Raw genomic sequence first — 14923 nt, 5'->3', positions numbered from 1 at the left:
AGCCGCCTCCAGGAGGTCTGCCGTGGCCGACGACCGCCCCGTACCGCTCGACGAGTACCTGGTGCACCAGGTGCCCCTCTCCATGAAGCACACGGCGACCGGCGACCGGAACGCCTACGACCGCTGCATCTTCCACGTCCTCGACCACGAGGGCCGGGCGCTGCTGATCGTCGGGCTGGGGGTGTACCCGAACCTGGGCGTGATCGACGCCTACGCGACGCTGCGGATCGGGGACACCCTGCACGCGGCGCGGGCCTCGGACGCCCTCGGCGAGGACCGGATGCGGCTCGTCGTGGGGCCGCTCAGGATCGAGGTCCAGGAGCCGCTGCGCCGACTGCGCCTGGTGAGCGACGACGAATCGTTGTCGTACGACCTGACCTGGACCGCCGAATTCCCGGCGCTGTGGGAACCCCACCACACGCAGCGCCGCGGCGACCGGCTCACGCTGGAGGGCCGTCGCTTCGTGCAGGCGGGCGGCGTGGAGGGCATGATGCGGGCCGGCGGCGAGGAGTTTCGTGTCACGCCCACCGCGTGGACCGGCACCCGCGACCGCAGCTGGGGCGTACGCCCCGTCCCCGGCGAGGAGGGAGGCCGGTTGGCCGAGGAACACCCGACGGAAGGGTTCCACTGGCTCTGGTGCCCCGTTCGCTTCGACGACCGCTTCCTGATGGTGATCGTCCAGGAGGACGCCGACGGCTACCGAACGCTCAACGACGCCACCCTCGTCCGCCCCGGCAGGCGGGACCGCCAACTCGGCTGGCCTCAGCCGGAGATCACCTACCGCTCCGGCACCCGCCACCCCGAACGGGCCCTCGTTCACCTCGGCGACCCGCGCAAGCCGCAGGAATTGGAGGTCGAGATCCTCACCTCCTCCCCGCTCGCCGTCGGCGCAGGCTATCCCCCCGCCGACGACTGGCAGCACGGCACCTGGCGCGGTCGCGGCTGGACCGACCGGCGCACCTACGACCTCGCGGAACCGCACCCCTTGGCCGCGTACGGGGTCACCGACCACGCCGCCCGCTTCCGCCTCGACGGCCGGGTCGGACACGGCATCTTCGAGCACGGCTCGTTCGGACGGCACGATCCGAGCGGGTTCACCGGCTTCGAGTCGGTCGCGCCATAAGGGGGTTGAGCCCATGCCGTCAGCACCTCGTCCGCGTACCAGCACACGTGACCCCGAGGACATCGCACGCCGCCTCTCCGACTGGCTCGACACCCGGCTGCCCGGCGCCAAGGCGGTCGGAGTCAGCGTCCCCGCCTCCAACGGCATGTCCAGCGAGACGCTGCTCTTCGACATCGAGCATCCCGAACCGCCCCTGCGGGCCTGCGCGTTGCGGCTGGCGGCGGATCCCGGCGCGTACACCGTCTTCCCGGTCTACGACATGGTCCGCCAGTACCGCACCATGCGCGTTGTGGGGCAGCACTCCGACCTGCCCGTGCCGAAGGTGCTGTGGCTGGAGGAGGACCCCGGCCCGCTCGGCGCGCCCTTCTTCGTCATGGAACGTGTCGAGGGGCGGGTGCCGCCGGACGTCATGCCCTACACGTACGAGGGCAACTGGCTGCACGCGGCGAGCGACGAGGAGCGCGAGCGCCTGGAGGCGGCGTCGATCGGGCTGCTGGCCCGACTGCACGACCAAGTGCCTCTGAAGGAGGCCGAGTTCCTCGCGCTGCCGGGCGAGGGTGACGCCCTGCACCGCCATGTCGCGGCCCAACGGGCGTACTACGAATGGGTCGTCGACGGCGTCCCGCGCTCACCGCTCATCGAGGACGCCTTCGACCGGCTCGCCGACCTCTGGCCCCAGGATCCCGGCACACCCGTTCTCAACTGGGGCGACGCGCGCATAGGCAATGTGGTCTACGCAGGGTTCGAACCCGCGGCCGTCCTCGACTGGGAGATGGCGGCCCTCGCCCCGCGTGAGGTGGACCTCGGCTGGACGATCTATCTGCACCGTTTCTTCCAGGACCTGACCGTCGCCTTCGGGCAGCGCGGACTGCCGGGCTTCCTGCGCCGCGACCGGGTAGAGGCGCGCTACGCCGAACTCACCGGCCACACCCCGCGCGACATGGAGTTCCACACCCTGTACGCCGCGCTGCGGCACGCCATTGTCATGCTGCGCGTCGCCTACCGGCAGGTGCGCTTCGGCGAAGCCGTCGTCCCGGCGGATCCGGACACACTGATCCTGCACCACGGCAGTCTGCGCGCCATGGTGCAGGGCAGCTACTGGGATTGAGCCAAGCGGTTCCTGCCGCTGCTGTGTGCTCAGGCGGCGTGGCGCCGCATCGTCGGCACCCGCATCGGGCGCGAGCCCGGGCCGCCGACGTGCGAGAAGGGCTGCGTCCGCCAGTCGAGCCCCTGAGGGAGCGTCAACAACAGGGCGGTGTCCTGCTCCTGGGGCTCGGCCGACTCGTCCGCGGCGCGGGCGTCGGCGGCGCGACGGCCGGTGCCGGCGCACACCGTCAGGCCGAACGGGTTCCACGGCGAGGCGCACAGCGCGTGCTCGGGCAGGACCTCCTCGTCCGCCAGCAGCGCGATGGGCTGCGCGCAGTCCGGGCAGATCACCCGGTACATCTCGAAGGTGTCGTACGCGTCGAACTCCTCGTCGGCGAAGTCGGATCCGTCGGGTTCGACGCCCTCCGGCTCGGGCTCGACGACAAGCTGCGGGCGCTTGGCTGCGGTACGACCAGGGCGCTTAAGACTCTGCATGGGATTCTCCCCCTCGGGCTGGGCCGGGCCGTTCAGGCACTGCGGCCTCGACCACAGCAAGCACTTCCCGTCCCGTCTCGGCGGTAATCACGAGAACATCACGGAGCCGGTCAGGGGGCTGTGGCGTTCGTCACATGCCGCCCGCAGGTGCCCGGGGCGGCCGGTTTGTCCCCCACGCGGCTCACGGACTCCTCCCCGTCACATCACGAACCGGACATGACCTGGGTCGCTCAGGTATCCCAGGAGGTCAGGGGCACTGTAGGTTCTTGCGCCATGGAGGAGCTGGACCGACAGATCGTGCAGCTGCTCGTCAAGGACGGGCGGATGAGCTACACAGACCTGGGCAAGGCCACGGGCCTGTCCACGTCGGCCGTGCACCAGCGGGTGCGACGGCTCGAACAGCGTGGCGTCATCCGTGGCTACGCCGCGGTCGTGGACCCCGAGGCCATCGGGCTGCCCATGACCGCGTTCATCTCGGTGAAACCGTTCGACCCCAGCGCACCCGACGACATCGCGGACCGCCTCGCCGGGGTCCCCGAGATCGAGGCGTGCCACAGCGTCGCGGGCGACGAGAACTACATCCTCAAGGTGCGCGTGTCCACGCCGCACGAGCTGGAGGAACTGCTGGCACGGCTGCGCTCGCTGGCGGGGGTGTCCACGCGGACGACGGTGGTGCTCTCCACTCCCTACGAGGCGCGCCCGCCGCGTATCTGAGCCGACTTGCGTGCCGCCTGGGCAGAGCAGGCGCTGTCTCCCATGGAGCGCGACCGGTCGCTGCGCGCACGCGGACGGCGGAGCGCACGCCGGGCCCGGGTCACCGCCCTCGACGCCGTACGAAGCACGCCCCGCCGCGTCTCCGACCCCACCTGGGTGCCGGGCGGCCGGGGCGAGGCGGGAGACTGTTCCCCATGAGTGAGCGCACCGCCGAGTCCGAGTCGAACACCGTCCTGCTCCGCCGGGGGGAAGTCCACAGCCCCGCCGACCCGTTCGCCACCGCGATGGTCGTCGAGCGCGGCCAGGTCGCCTGGGTCGGATCGGAAGGCGCCGCGGACGCCTTCGCGGACGGCGTGGACGAGGTCGTGGACCTGGACGGCGCGCTCGTCACCCCGGCCTTCACCGACGCCCATGTGCACACCACCGCCACGGGCCTCGCCCTGACCGGCCTCGACCTGTCCGCCGCCCCCTCCCTGGAGGCGGCCCTCGATCTCGTACGGGACTTCGCCGCCGCCCGCCCGAACGATCGCGTCCTTCTGGGCCACGGCTGGGACTCCGCCCGCTGGCCCGGCGGCCGCCCGCCGACCCGGGCCGAGCTGGACGCGGCCACCGGTGGACGGCCCCTGTATCTGTCCCGTATCGACGTCCACTCGGCGGTCGTGACGACGGCCCTGCTCGACATGGCGTCCCTGGGCCGGATCGACGGCCCGCTCACCGCCGACGCCCACCACGCCGTACGCGCCGCCGCGCTCGGCGCGGTGACGCCGGCTCAGCGCATCGAGGCCCAGCGGGCCGCCCTCGTCCACGCCGCCTCCCTCGGCATCGGCTCCCTCCACGAGTGCGCGGGCCCGGAGATCTCCTCCGAGGACGACTTCACCGGCCTGCTCCGGCTCGCCGCCGAGGAGGCCGGACCCCGGGTCGTCGGATACTGGGCCGAGCAGGATGTCGAAAAGGCGCGGGAGCTCGGCGCGGCCGGCGCCGCGGGCGACCTCTTCATCGACGGCGCCCTCGGCTCGCACACCGCCTGTCTGCACCGGCCGTACGCCGACGCCGAGCACACCGGCCTCGCCTACCTGGACGCTGCCGCCGTCGCCGCCCATGTCGCCGCCTGCACCGAGGCGGGCCTCCAGGCCGGCTTCCACGCGATCGGCGACGCCGCCGTGACCGCCGTCGTCGAGGGCGTGCGCGCCGCCGCCGAGAAGGTCGGCCTCGCCCGTGTCCGCGCCGCCCGGCACCGGATCGAGCACGCCGAGATGCTCACCCCCGAGACGATCGCCGCCTTCGCCGAGTTCGGCCTGACCGCCTCCGTCCAGCCCGCCTTCGACGCACTGTGGGGCGGCGAGGACGGCATGTACACCGCTCGCCTGGGCGCCGAACGGGCCCGCTCCCTGAACCCCTTCGCGGCCCTGCTGCGGGCCGGTGTCCCGCTCGCCTTCGGCTCCGACAGCCCGGTGACGCCCCTGGACCCCTGGGGCACGGTCCGCGCCGCCGCCTTCCACCGCACGCCCGAGCACCGGATCTCGGTACGCGCCGCGTTCACGGCCCACACGCGGGGCGGCTGGCGCGCGATCGGGCGGGACGACGCGGGCGTCCTGGTCCCCGGCGCGCCCGCCGACTACGCCGTGTGGCGCACCGACGAACTCGTGGTCCAGGCCCCGGACGACCGGGTCGCCCGCTGGTCCACCGACCCGCGCTCCGGCACTCCCGGTCTCCCCGATCTCACCCCGGGCCGTGACCTGCCCGTCTGTCTGCGCACGGTGGTCGGTGGACGGACGGTGTTCGTACGGCCGGGCGAGTGATCTCCCGGGGTGGCGTGCCGCCGATTGTGCCCGCCGCCCCGTCGCGCGACCTGCGCATTCCCACGCGCTGACCAGGGCGTTGAGCAGAGATCCGCAGGTCAAACGGCTGTTGACAGCCGATGGCGGGGGGCCGGTAGGTTCGGCCGAGTCCACCACCGGACGCCCGACCAGGAATGCGTGAACGTTCCGGGAACTCGTCGCAACGCCGCTGGGTCAGGGACGGTGTCCCGCACCGGGGCACCGCCACTGGGAGCCAGGCTCAGCGCCCACGCCACGACGAGGGAACGTTCCGGCCGGTCGGGGAGGTGTGACCCGGGTGGGGCCCGGGCGCTCAGTAGACAACGGCTTTCGGTCGACCCGCAGCCAGCGGGCCCCAGGTCGGCCCGAAGGGCGCCGGGCCCCCATCCGCAGGGCGCGTGCATGATCCGAAAAGCAGATGGCTACCCCGCTCTTGTGCAATCGACACCACCATACGAACGTGATGTCACGTAATCGCAGGCCGCGCCCACTAAGGTGGACCTTCTGCGGACGCACACGAAGGGGCAGCAGTGAACGACGGCGACGGGATCCGTGAGACCGAGGCCTCGGGGAGGCGGTTCGGTCCGCTCGGCACCGCGTTGGTGATCATTCCGACCTACAACGAGGCGGAGAACATCAAGGCGATCGTCGGCCGGGTGCGCTCGGCCGTACCCGAGGCGCACATCCTCGTGGCCGACGACAACAGCCCCGACGGCACCGGCAAGCTCGCCGACGAGCTGGCCGCCGAGGACGATCAGGTCCAGGTGCTGCACCGCAAGGGCAAGGAGGGCCTCGGCGCCGCCTACCTCGCGGGCTTCCGCTGGGGCCTGGAGCACGGCTACGGCGTCCTGGTCGAAATGGACGCAGACGGCTCCCACCGGCCGGAGGAACTGCCCCGGCTGCTCACCGCGCTCAAGGGCGCCGACCTGGTCCTGGGATCCCGCTGGGTGCCCGGCGGCCGGGTCGTGAACTGGCCCAAGAGCCGTGAGTTCATCTCCCGCGGCGGCAGCCTGTACTCCCGGGTCGCACTGGATCTGCCGCTGCGCGACATCACCGGCGGCTACCGCGCCTTCCGCCGCGAGACCCTGGAGGGCCTCGGCCTCGACGACGTCGCCTCCCAGGGCTACTGCTTCCAGGTCGACCTCGCCCGCCGCGCGGTCAAGGCCGGTTTCCACGTCGTCGAGGTGCCCATCACCTTCGTCGAACGCGAGCACGGCGACTCCAAGATGAGCCGCGACATCCTCGTGGAGGCCCTGTGGCGGGTCACGACCTGGGGCGCCAAGGAGCGGGTCGGCAAGCTCCTGGACCGCACCAAGCCGCCACGGCCGTAGCCCTACGGCCCACAGGCCCCGTTGATCGTCCCCTTATCCCGCACTGAGCCGCGGCCAGGCACACTGGACGCATGACGACTGGCGCACCGACTCCCACGCATCCCGCCCGGCCCCGGCGCTCCCGGCTGCGCACCTTCCTGCCGCTGGGCATCGCCGCCTGGCTGGTGCTGGAGATCTGGCTGCTCACCGTGGTCGCGGGCGCCGCGGGCGGCCTCACCGTCTTTCTGCTGCTGCTCGCCGGCCTGGTGCTCGGCACCGTGGTCATCAAGCGGGCCGGCAGGCGCGCGTTCCAGAACCTCAACGAGGCGTTGCAGCGGGGCGGCACCCCGGCCCCCTCCGGCGGCGGCAACGGCCTGATGATGCTCGGCGGTCTGCTGCTGATGCTGCCCGGTCTGATCTCGGACGCGGTCGGTCTGCTCCTGCTGATCCCGCCGGTGCAGAAGGCCCTCGGGCGGTATGCGGAGCGCACCTTCGACCGCAAGCTCCGCCAGGCCGGTCCCGGCTCCCTGGGTGACGCCTTCCAGCAGGCTCGTATGCACCGGCCCGACGGCAAGGTCGTCCAGGGCGAGGTCATCAGGGACGAGCCCGGGGACACCCCCGAGGGACCGCGCCCGCCGCTGACGCACTGAGCCGGGCATGCGAAAAACCGAGGGCGCCGTACGCAGAACGTACGGCGCCCTCGGTGTTGTGCTGTATCGGGGTTCCGGACCCCGGTGGGACTAGGCCGACTTGCGGCTGTCCCTGGGGTGGACCGCGATGTTCATCGCGCCGGAACGCAGAACGGCCAGGCGCTCCTCGAGGACCTCTTCGAGCTCCTCGCGGGTGCGCCGCTCCATCAGCATGTCCCAATGCGTACGCGCGGGCTTGGCCTTCTTCTCCTCAGGGCCGTCGCCGTCTACGAGGAGTGCCTGGGCCCCGCAGACCTTGCACTCCCACTCCGGCGGAATCTCCGCCTCGACCGAGAAGGGCATCTCGAAGCGGTGCCCCTTCTCGCATGCGTACTCCACGGCCTGGCGCGGGGCCAGGTCGATGCCGCGGTCCGTCTCGTAGCTGGTCACCACGAGGCGCGTGCCGCGAAGAGCTCGCTCACTCATGAATCGTGCCTCCCGGGCTTGTCGCCCACAGGACAGGTGTCGCTGTCGTCGTCATCCGGTCAACGTCCGGTCGGCGGTAAAGATTCCCGTTCCGGGTCATGCGTCGCCGTCGTAGCCGCCCCTTGTTGTACCCACCGGCGCCCGGTTTGTCACATCTGCTAGCAGATGTCACCCAGCGTTTCGATATCTTTGACGCGCAGTAACGGTACGCCTGGCAGGCCAAACGCGTACACTACAGCCCTTTCGCGTCGAACGCTAAATCCTTGCCGGAACCGGGTTGCCCGCGTCGCTGATCGCCTGCCGCACCGGGACCCTCGCGAGCAGCACGAACCCGAGCACGAAGAAGGCCACCAGCGAGATGATCGCGTCCCGATAGCTGCCGGTCAGCTGGTAGGTGAGCCCGAACAGCAGCGGGCCGAGCCAGCTCATCCCGCGGTCGCTCATCTCGTACGCCGAGAAGTACTCGGCCTCCTTGCCCGGCGGTACGAGATGGGAGAACAGGGAGCGCGACAGGGCCTGGCTGCCGCCCAGCACCAGCCCGATCCCGGCCGCCAGCACGAAGAACCACACCGGCGCCCCGGCCGGCAGGAAGTACCCCGCCGCCAGCGTCACCGTCCACGCAACCAGCGACCCCAGAATCGTGCGCTTGGCGCCGTACGTCCGCGCGAGCCGCCCCATCAGCAGTGCCCCCGCCACCGCCAGCACCTGGACCAGCAGCACCGCGCCGATCAGTGTGGACTGGCCGAGCCCCAGCTCCTCGGAGCCGTAGATGGAGGCCTGGGAGATCACCGTCTGGATGCCGTCGTTGTAGATGAGGTACGCCAGCAGGAAGGCGAGCGTCAGCGGGTGGCGGCGCATGTCGCGGACGGTCGCCGCGAGCTGCCGGAAGCCGGGCGCGGTCGCCCGCTTGCCGGGAGAGGAGCGGCGGTCGCGCAGCCGGCGCAGGGGTACGAGGGTGAAGGCGCCCCACCACAGACCGGCCGAGGCCAGACAGATGCGGACGGCCGTGGTCTCCGAGACGCCGAAGGAGTCGTGGGCGAGATACAGGACCAGGTTCGCGATCAGCACCAGGGCACCCGCCGCGTATCCGAAGGCCCAGCCCCGGGAGGACACCGCGTCGCGCTCCTCGGGCGGGGCGATCTGCGGCAGATAGGAGTTGTAGAGCATCATCGACACGGACAGTGCCGCGTTCGCGACGATCAGCAGGGCGCCGCCGAGCAGATAGCGGTCGCCCTCGAGGAAGAACATGCCCGTCGTCGCCGCGGCCCCGGTGTACGCGGCCGCCGCCAGCAGCGGCTTCTTCCGGCCGCTGCGGTCGGCCGCGGCGCCCACCAGGGGCATCACCAGGACGGCCGCGATCACCGACAGGGACACCGAGTAGGCGAAGAAGGAGCCGGCGCGCACCGGGATGCCGAGCGGGTGGACGAAGCCGTCCGCGTCGGCGGCCTCCTCAGCCACCGAGGTGAGATAGGGGCCGAGGAACACGGTGAGCACGCTCGTCGAATAGACGGAGCACGCCCAGTCGTAGACGTACCAGCCGCGCTGCTCGCGCCGCCGCCCCACGGCCTCCTCGGCGGCCGTCGTCCCCATGGTGCCGGTGTCCACCCGCGCCCTCGCTTCCCCGTCCGGGCCGCGGCCCGTCGAGGTCTCAGACCCAGACGCCCCGGTCCTCCATGACCTTGCGCAATGTCTCGATGTGATCGGTCATGATGCCATCGACTCCCAGGTCCAGAAGCCGGTGCATACGGTCCTCCTCGTTGACCGTCCACACATGCACCTGGAGCCCGTGCGCGTGGGCGGTGCGCACGAAGCGGTGGTCGACCACCTGGATGCCGGACTGCATCTCGGGCACCTGCGCGGCGACGGCCGAGCGGCGCACCGCAGCGGGCAGCCCCCAGGAGCGCAGCCGCAGATTCAGCACCCCGCGCGTGCCGTACGACGTGGCCAGCTGAGGACCGGCGAGCCGCTGGGCCCGTACGACCCGTGCCTCGGAGAACGAGCCGAGGCAGATGCGGTCCCAGGTGCCGGTGCGTTCGACCAGGTCGAGGAAGGGCAGCAGCGCGGACTCCGCCTTCACGTCGACGTTCCAGCGCGCCTCGGGGAAGGCCTCCAGGAGCTCCTCGAACAGCGGCACCGGCTCCTGACCGGCCACACGCGCGTGCCGTACGTCCGCCCAGGGCAGGTCGGAGATTCTGCCCGCCCCGTCGGTCACCCGGTCCAGCGTCGAGTCGTGGAAGGCGACCAGCTTGCCGTCGCGGGTGGCGTGGATGTCGGTCTCCAGGTACCGGTAGCCCAGGTCCACCGCGCGCCGGAACTGCAGCAGGGTGTTCTCCAGGCCGTCCGCCGCCCCGCCCCGGTGGGCGAAGGGGATCGGACCGGGATGGTCGAGATAGGGGTGGCGTATCGGCGTGCTCACCGTCGCAGTATGGCGCGCCGGGGTTGACCGGTGGCAACGACCGTGCTGCCGTCGGGTGCCGCGGGGACGGCGAAGACGCGCAGGAAGAGCTGGGCGAGCGGGCCGATGGCCAGCGCGTACAGCAGGGTGCCGACACCGATCGTGCCGCCCAGGAGGAAGCCGGAGATGACCACCGCGAGCTCAACGGCCGTACGCATCAGCCGGATCGAGCGGCCGGTGCGCCGGTGCAGTCCGGTCATCAGGCCGTCGCGCGGGCCCGGTCCGAAGCGGGCGGCGATGTAGAGGCCGGTGGCCACACCGTTGAGGACGATGCCGGCGACGAGAAGGGGTATCCGGACGGCGAGGGTGTGCGCCTCGGGAAGGGCGGCCAGGGTGCCGTCCATGGCGATGCCGACGACGAAGACATTGGAGACGGTGCCGAGGCCGGGCCGCTGGCGCAGCGGGATCCACAGGAGCAGTACCGCGGCGCCCACGATGATCGACACGACGCCGATCGTCAGACCGGTCAGCTCGGCAAGGCCCTGGTGCAGCACGTTCCAGGGTTCGAGGCCGAGGCCGGCCTCGACGAGAAGGGCCGAGCTCGCGCCGTAGAGCGCGAGACCGACATACAGCTGGATCAACCGTCGCCCGAGACGGCTTGTCGTGGACAAGAGGGTCCCCCCTGTGGTGGTAGTGGCCTGCGTCATGACACCCTGTGGCTTGAGGAGAACGGCCATCCATGGCCAATTCGGGGAAGGTGGACTGATTTCCATGGCGCAGTGGACCTCGGCGGTGGGACCGGCTCAACTTGCCCGGCTGCTCAGCTCCCAGCAGGACCGACCGGCGGGCCCCGGTACGCGCCGCCCGCCCGCCTATCGCGCGCTCGCCGACGGCATCCGCCTGCTGGTCCTTGAGGGCCGGGTGCCGGTCGCGGCGCGGCTGCCCGCTGAGCGCGAACTGGCGCTTTCCCTGTCCGTCAGCCGTACGACGGTCGCCGCGGCCTATGAGGCCCTGCGCGCCGAGGGCTTCCTGGAGTCCCGACGTGGCGCCGGCAGCTGGACCGCGGTCCCGGCCGGAAATCCGCTTCCCGCGCGCGGCCTTGAACCCCTGCCGCCCGAGGCCCTCGGCTCGGTGATCGACCTCGGCTGCGCGGCCCTTCCCGCGCCCGAGCCATGGCTCACCCGGGCCGTGCAGGGCGCCCTTGAGGAACTGCCGCCGTACGCCCACACACACGGCGACTATCCGGCCGGGCTGCCCGCCCTGCGCGCGATGATCGCCGAGCGGTACACTGCGCGCGGGATCCCGACCATGCCCGAGCAGATCATGGTGACGACCGGGGCGATGGGCGCCATCGACGCCATCTGTCATCTCTTCGCGGGGCGGGGCGAGCGGGTCGCCGTGGAGTCGCCGTCCTACGCCAACATCCTTCAGTTGATGCGGGAGGCGGGCGCGCGGCTGGTGCCCGTCGCCATGGCCGAGGGGCTCAGCGGCTGGGACCTGGACCGCTGGCGTCAGGTGCTGCGCGACGCGGCACCGCGGCTGGCCTATGTCGTCGCCGACTTCCACAATCCGACCGGTGCGCTCGCCGACGACGATCAGCGGCGGCAGTTGGTGGAGGCGGCACGGTCCGCGGGGACGGTGCTGGTCGCCGACGAGACGATGAGCGAATTGTGGCTGGACCCGGATGTCGCGATGCCGCGGCCCGTGTGCGCCTTCGATCCGGCCGGGGCCACAGTGATCACCGTCGGCTCGGCGAGCAAGGCCTTCTGGGCCGGGATGCGCATCGGGTGGGTACGGGCGGCGCCCGATGTGATCCGCAGCCTGGTCGCCGCGCGCGCCTACGCCGACCTGGGGACACCGGTGTTGGAGCAGCTGGCCGTGAACTGGCTGTTCAGCACGGGGGGTTGGGAGCAGGCCGTCGAGCTGCGCCGGATGCAGGCCCGTGAGAACCGGGAGGCGCTGGTCGGCGCGGTGCGGCGGGAGCTGCCCGAGTGGGAGTTCGAGGTCCCCAAGGGCGGGCTGACCCTTTGGGTCCGCACGGGCGGCCTCTCCGGCTCGCGGCTCGCGGAAGCGGGGGAACGGGTCGGCGTCCGGGTGCCGTCGGGGCCCCGCTTCGGGGTCGACGGCGCCTTCGAGGGGTATGTGCGGCTGCCGTTCACCGTGGGCGGTGCGGTCGCGGAAGAGGCGGCGGTACGGCTGGCTGCCGCGGCACGGTTGGTGGAGAGCGGGGGGACGGGCGGTGGGGAGGCGCCTCGGACATTCGTGGCGTGACCGGCGTGGGCGGCTACGAGAGTTGTGAAGGCTCCGCCGCCACTGCTTCCGCCGCTACTGCTTCTGCCTCTACGGGCTCCGGGTCCGGCTGCTGTTCCGCGTCCGCCGGGGTAGTGCGGGGCGGGAGCAGGTCGAGGACGGCCTGGCGGTGGGCGTCGCTGGTGGCGTCGTCGTAGGGGTCCGGGGTGGCCGGGACCTGGAGGCGCAGGACCGGGCCCGTGCCCAGGCGGGCGTAGCCGCGGCCCGGGGGGACCTGGGTGATCGGGGTGGTGTGCGGGGGCGCGCCCAGGAATGCCGTCAGCTGTTCCGCCGTCGCGGGGCCGAGTACGGCACGCGCGCGTGCGTGCTGGCGCACGGGCTCGCTCAGGAGTTCCGCGCTGTCGAACTGGTCGGCCACCACCACCGTGACGTTCGCCGCGCGGCCGTGCCGCAGTGGTACCTGGAGCAGGGACTGGGGGTCCTTGTGGCCGTCGGTGGCGGCGAGGTGGGCGAAGGCGGTCGGGCGGTCCAGGAGGAGCCAAAGGGGGCGCTTGGTGTCCTCCGGCGGCGGATGACCGGCCTGCCGGGCGCGGTTGAGCGCGATCAGCCGGCGCTCCGTCTCGTGCGCGGCCCACTCCAGGCTGGCCAGGGCTCCGGCCAGCGCGCACTCCACGGCGAGGACGCCGTCCCGGCCGGTGAGGCAGGCGTACTCGCCGGTGGCGCCGCCCTCGACGACGACCACATCGCCGTACTGGAGGGCCTGGAGGGCGATCGAGCGGAGCAGGGTGGAGGTGCCGCTGCCGGGCTGGCCCATGATCAGCAGATGGGGCTCGGTGGAGCGGACGCCGGTGCGCCAGACGACCGGCGGCATGTCGCGCTGCTCCTCGCCGTGGGTGAGGGGGAGTGTGCGCTGGACCTCGCCGGGGTCGGTGAAGCCGAGGACCGTCTCGCCGGGGGCCGTGACGAAGCGCTGGGCGGCGATGTCGGTGGGCAGCGGCGGCAGGACGGCGAGGGAGAGCTGGTTGCCCTCCTCGTCCCAGGCGAAGCGGTACTCCCGGCCGCGGCCCGACTTGGCGGTGAGCAGATGCTCGATCCGCGCGCGGGAGTCGGGCTCGCCGTCGGTGAAGTAGGCCGGGTAGCGGATCGTGAGGCTCGTGACGCGTCCCGAGGCGTCGAACCCGTACTCGGGAAAGGCGCTCTCCCACTCGCCGCCGTGGGAGTACAGCGGGGCGGGGTCCTCCGCGGTCGAGAAGTACGGGACCAGCGCCTCGTACAGCGACTTCAGGCGTTCCGTCTGGGACTCGTCCGGGCCTTCGGGGGCCGCCGGGGTGCGGTCCCGGCCCTGCCAGGCTGCCGCCGCCATCAGCGTGATGACGGCGAGCAGCGGGCCGTACGGGACGAGCGCCACGACCAGGATCACCGAGGCCACCAGGAACAGCAGCGGCCCGCGCTTGTCCTTGGGGGTGTCGGCCCACTTGCGCCGCCCGGCCGATGCCAGCCGGCGCAGCCCGCGGGTGATCGTGATCAGCGGGTGGAGGACGTCGGTGGCGCTGTCGGCCGCCGTCCGGGCCAGCTCCCGGCTCCGGGCGATCTGCGCGCTGCCTGTGCTCAGGATGCGGGGGAGGGGGCGCCGGGCCACTGCTGTCTCCTGAAGGTGCGTACGGACGGGAGGGGCGTCAGAACTTGATGCCGCCGAGCAGGCTCGCCAGGCTCTCGCCGCCGGCCTTGATGCTCGGAGCGATGGCCGTACTGGCCAGATAGAAGCCGAACAGGGCCGCGACGAGGGCATGCGAGGCCTTGAGTCCGTCCTTCTTGAAGAAGAGGAAGACGATGATGCCGAGCAGGACCACGCCTGAGATGGACAGGATCATTTGAGTTCTCCTGGTTCGTGGGGACAGTCACCATGAGTACTTCCAGGCTCACAGGATGTATCCATACGATAAAAGGTGCAACTGAGTGAATTTCGGCAAATTTCCCTCGGTTGGCGGAGTCGTCCTGGGCTGGATGAGCTGGGCTCTTGCGTCCGACCGGGTCCGTGCTGATCTTTACCTCGGGCACAACGGGTCATGTGCCCCGCGAGCCAGTACCCTGGCGATTCACCTGAACGGTTGTATGGAGAGGCGGTCCGGCGATGAGTGAAGCCCCCGACCCCGAGGTCGTGGAGCTGGCGACCAAGATCTTCGATCTGGCCCGGCAGGGGCGGACCGAGGCGCTTGTGGCGTATCTCGACGCGGGCGTTCCGGCCAACCTCACCAATGACCGTGGCGACTCCCTGGTGATGCTCGCCGCCTACCACGGCCACGCCGAGGCGGTGCGCGCACTGCTCGCGCGTGGCGCCGAGGCCGACCGGATCAACGACCGGGGCCAGACCCCGCTCGCCGGGGCCGTGTTCAAGGGCGAGACGGAAGTCATCAAGGCTCTTCTGGAGGGCGGCGCCGATCCGTCGGCGGGCACTCCGTCGGCCGTCGACACCGCCCGGATGTTCGGCAAGACGGAACTGCTGGAATTGTTCGGCGCACACTGATCCGTACGCTCTGACCAGCTACGACACAGAAAACGGGGGAGGCGGTAAAGGGCCGCCGAAATTTCGGTCGCGGTAGATGGAACTGCCGAGTCAT

The 14923-nt window shown here is 71.5% G+C and carries 15 protein-coding genes; 8 read left to right on the top strand and 7 right to left on the bottom strand.

Annotation, left to right across the window (positions count from 1 at the left end; translation table 11 throughout):
* The first annotated feature begins 22 nt into the window (after positions 1 to 22).
* On the top strand, positions 23 to 1123 hold the full coding sequence (locus tag OHT76_RS07555; protein ID WP_328869969.1) for a hypothetical protein: 1101 nt from the start codon (positions 23 to 25) through the stop codon (positions 1121 to 1123).
* Between the two features lie 13 nt (positions 1124 to 1136).
* Positions 1137 to 2231 carry a phosphotransferase family protein gene (locus OHT76_RS07550; protein ID WP_328869968.1) on the top strand — a complete coding sequence of 365 codons (1095 nt, stop codon included), beginning with the start codon at positions 1137 to 1139 and terminating at the stop codon, positions 2229 to 2231.
* A gap of 29 nt (positions 2232 to 2260) precedes the next feature.
* Here OHT76_RS07550 and OHT76_RS07545 read toward each other — a convergent pair whose 3' ends face one another.
* Positions 2261 to 2704, bottom strand: a complete 444-nt coding sequence (locus tag OHT76_RS07545; RefSeq protein ID WP_328869967.1) for a hypothetical protein — start codon at positions 2702 to 2704, stop codon at positions 2261 to 2263.
* Positions 2705 to 2977: 273 nt separating this feature from the next.
* Here OHT76_RS07545 and OHT76_RS07540 point away from each other — a divergent pair, with 273 nt between their 5' ends.
* The 4 genes from OHT76_RS07540 to fxsA all read left to right on the top strand — a co-directional run bounded on the left by OHT76_RS07540 (position 2978) and on the right by fxsA (position 7195).
* Positions 2978 to 3418 (top strand): Lrp/AsnC family transcriptional regulator, encoded by a 441-nt coding sequence (locus tag OHT76_RS07540; protein ID WP_328869966.1) that lies wholly within the window; start codon positions 2978 to 2980, stop codon positions 3416 to 3418.
* A 194-nt stretch (positions 3419 to 3612) separates the two neighbouring features.
* Positions 3613 to 5217, top strand: a complete 1605-nt coding sequence (locus OHT76_RS07535) for an amidohydrolase (protein WP_328869965.1) — start codon at positions 3613 to 3615, stop codon at positions 5215 to 5217.
* Positions 5218 to 5765: 548 nt separating this feature from the next.
* Positions 5766 to 6566 carry a polyprenol monophosphomannose synthase gene (locus tag OHT76_RS07530; protein ID WP_328869964.1) on the top strand — a complete coding sequence of 267 codons (801 nt, stop codon included), beginning with the start codon at positions 5766 to 5768 and terminating at the stop codon, positions 6564 to 6566.
* Positions 6567 to 6637: 71 nt separating this feature from the next.
* Complete coding sequence (gene fxsA / locus OHT76_RS07525) at positions 6638 to 7195, top strand: FxsA family membrane protein (protein ID WP_328869963.1); 558 nt, start codon at positions 6638 to 6640, stop codon at positions 7193 to 7195.
* Positions 7196 to 7285: 90 nt separating this feature from the next.
* Here fxsA and OHT76_RS07520 read toward each other — a convergent pair whose 3' ends face one another.
* From OHT76_RS07520 to yczE, 4 genes are all read right to left on the bottom strand, one after another.
* The gene (locus OHT76_RS07520; RefSeq protein WP_003977404.1) at positions 7286 to 7660 is read right to left on the bottom strand and encodes an RNA polymerase-binding protein RbpA; all 375 of its coding nucleotides are present in this window, start codon (positions 7658 to 7660) and stop codon (positions 7286 to 7288) included.
* Between the two features lie 255 nt (positions 7661 to 7915).
* Positions 7916 to 9250: an MFS transporter gene (locus OHT76_RS07515; protein WP_328876477.1), complete on the bottom strand. Its 1335-nt coding sequence runs from the start codon at positions 9248 to 9250 to the stop codon at positions 7916 to 7918.
* Positions 9251 to 9308: 58 nt separating this feature from the next.
* Positions 9309 to 10076 (bottom strand): glycerophosphodiester phosphodiesterase, encoded by a 768-nt coding sequence (locus tag OHT76_RS07510; RefSeq protein WP_328869962.1) that lies wholly within the window; start codon positions 10074 to 10076, stop codon positions 9309 to 9311.
* Entirely contained in the window at positions 10073 to 10762 is a 690-nt protein-coding gene (gene yczE, locus OHT76_RS07505; protein WP_328869961.1) for a membrane protein YczE, read from the bottom strand. The genes OHT76_RS07510 and yczE overlap by 4 nt, the downstream gene beginning before the upstream one ends.
* A 64-nt stretch (positions 10763 to 10826) precedes the next feature.
* Between yczE and OHT76_RS07500 the strand changes: the two genes are divergently transcribed.
* Positions 10827 to 12326, top strand: coding sequence for an SCO1417 family MocR-like transcription factor (locus OHT76_RS07500; RefSeq protein WP_328869960.1), 1500 nt, complete (start codon positions 10827 to 10829; stop codon positions 12324 to 12326).
* A 13-nt stretch (positions 12327 to 12339) separates the two neighbouring features.
* Here OHT76_RS07500 and OHT76_RS07495 read toward each other — a convergent pair whose 3' ends face one another.
* Both OHT76_RS07495 and OHT76_RS07490 read right to left on the bottom strand, forming a co-directional pair.
* Positions 12340 to 13944 carry an ATP-binding cassette domain-containing protein gene (locus OHT76_RS07495; RefSeq protein ID WP_328869959.1) on the bottom strand — a complete coding sequence of 535 codons (1605 nt, stop codon included), beginning with the start codon at positions 13942 to 13944 and terminating at the stop codon, positions 12340 to 12342.
* A 37-nt stretch (positions 13945 to 13981) separates the two neighbouring features.
* Positions 13982 to 14176 (bottom strand): hypothetical protein, encoded by a 195-nt coding sequence (locus OHT76_RS07490; protein ID WP_015661880.1) that lies wholly within the window; start codon positions 14174 to 14176, stop codon positions 13982 to 13984.
* A 260-nt stretch (positions 14177 to 14436) separates the two neighbouring features.
* Between OHT76_RS07490 and OHT76_RS07485 the strand changes: the two genes are divergently transcribed.
* A complete protein-coding gene (locus OHT76_RS07485; RefSeq protein ID WP_328869958.1) occupies positions 14437 to 14829 on the top strand; it encodes an ankyrin repeat domain-containing protein in 393 nt (130 codons plus the stop codon).
* Positions 14830 to 14923: the final 94 nt, after the last annotated feature.

The sequence above is a fragment of the Streptomyces sp. NBC_00287 genome (assembly GCF_036173105.1).
GTDB lineage: Bacteria > Actinomycetota > Actinomycetes > Streptomycetales > Streptomycetaceae > Streptomyces.
The sequence above is the reverse complement of the archived record's forward strand: the minus strand, read 5'-3'. Positions and strand labels throughout refer to the sequence as shown.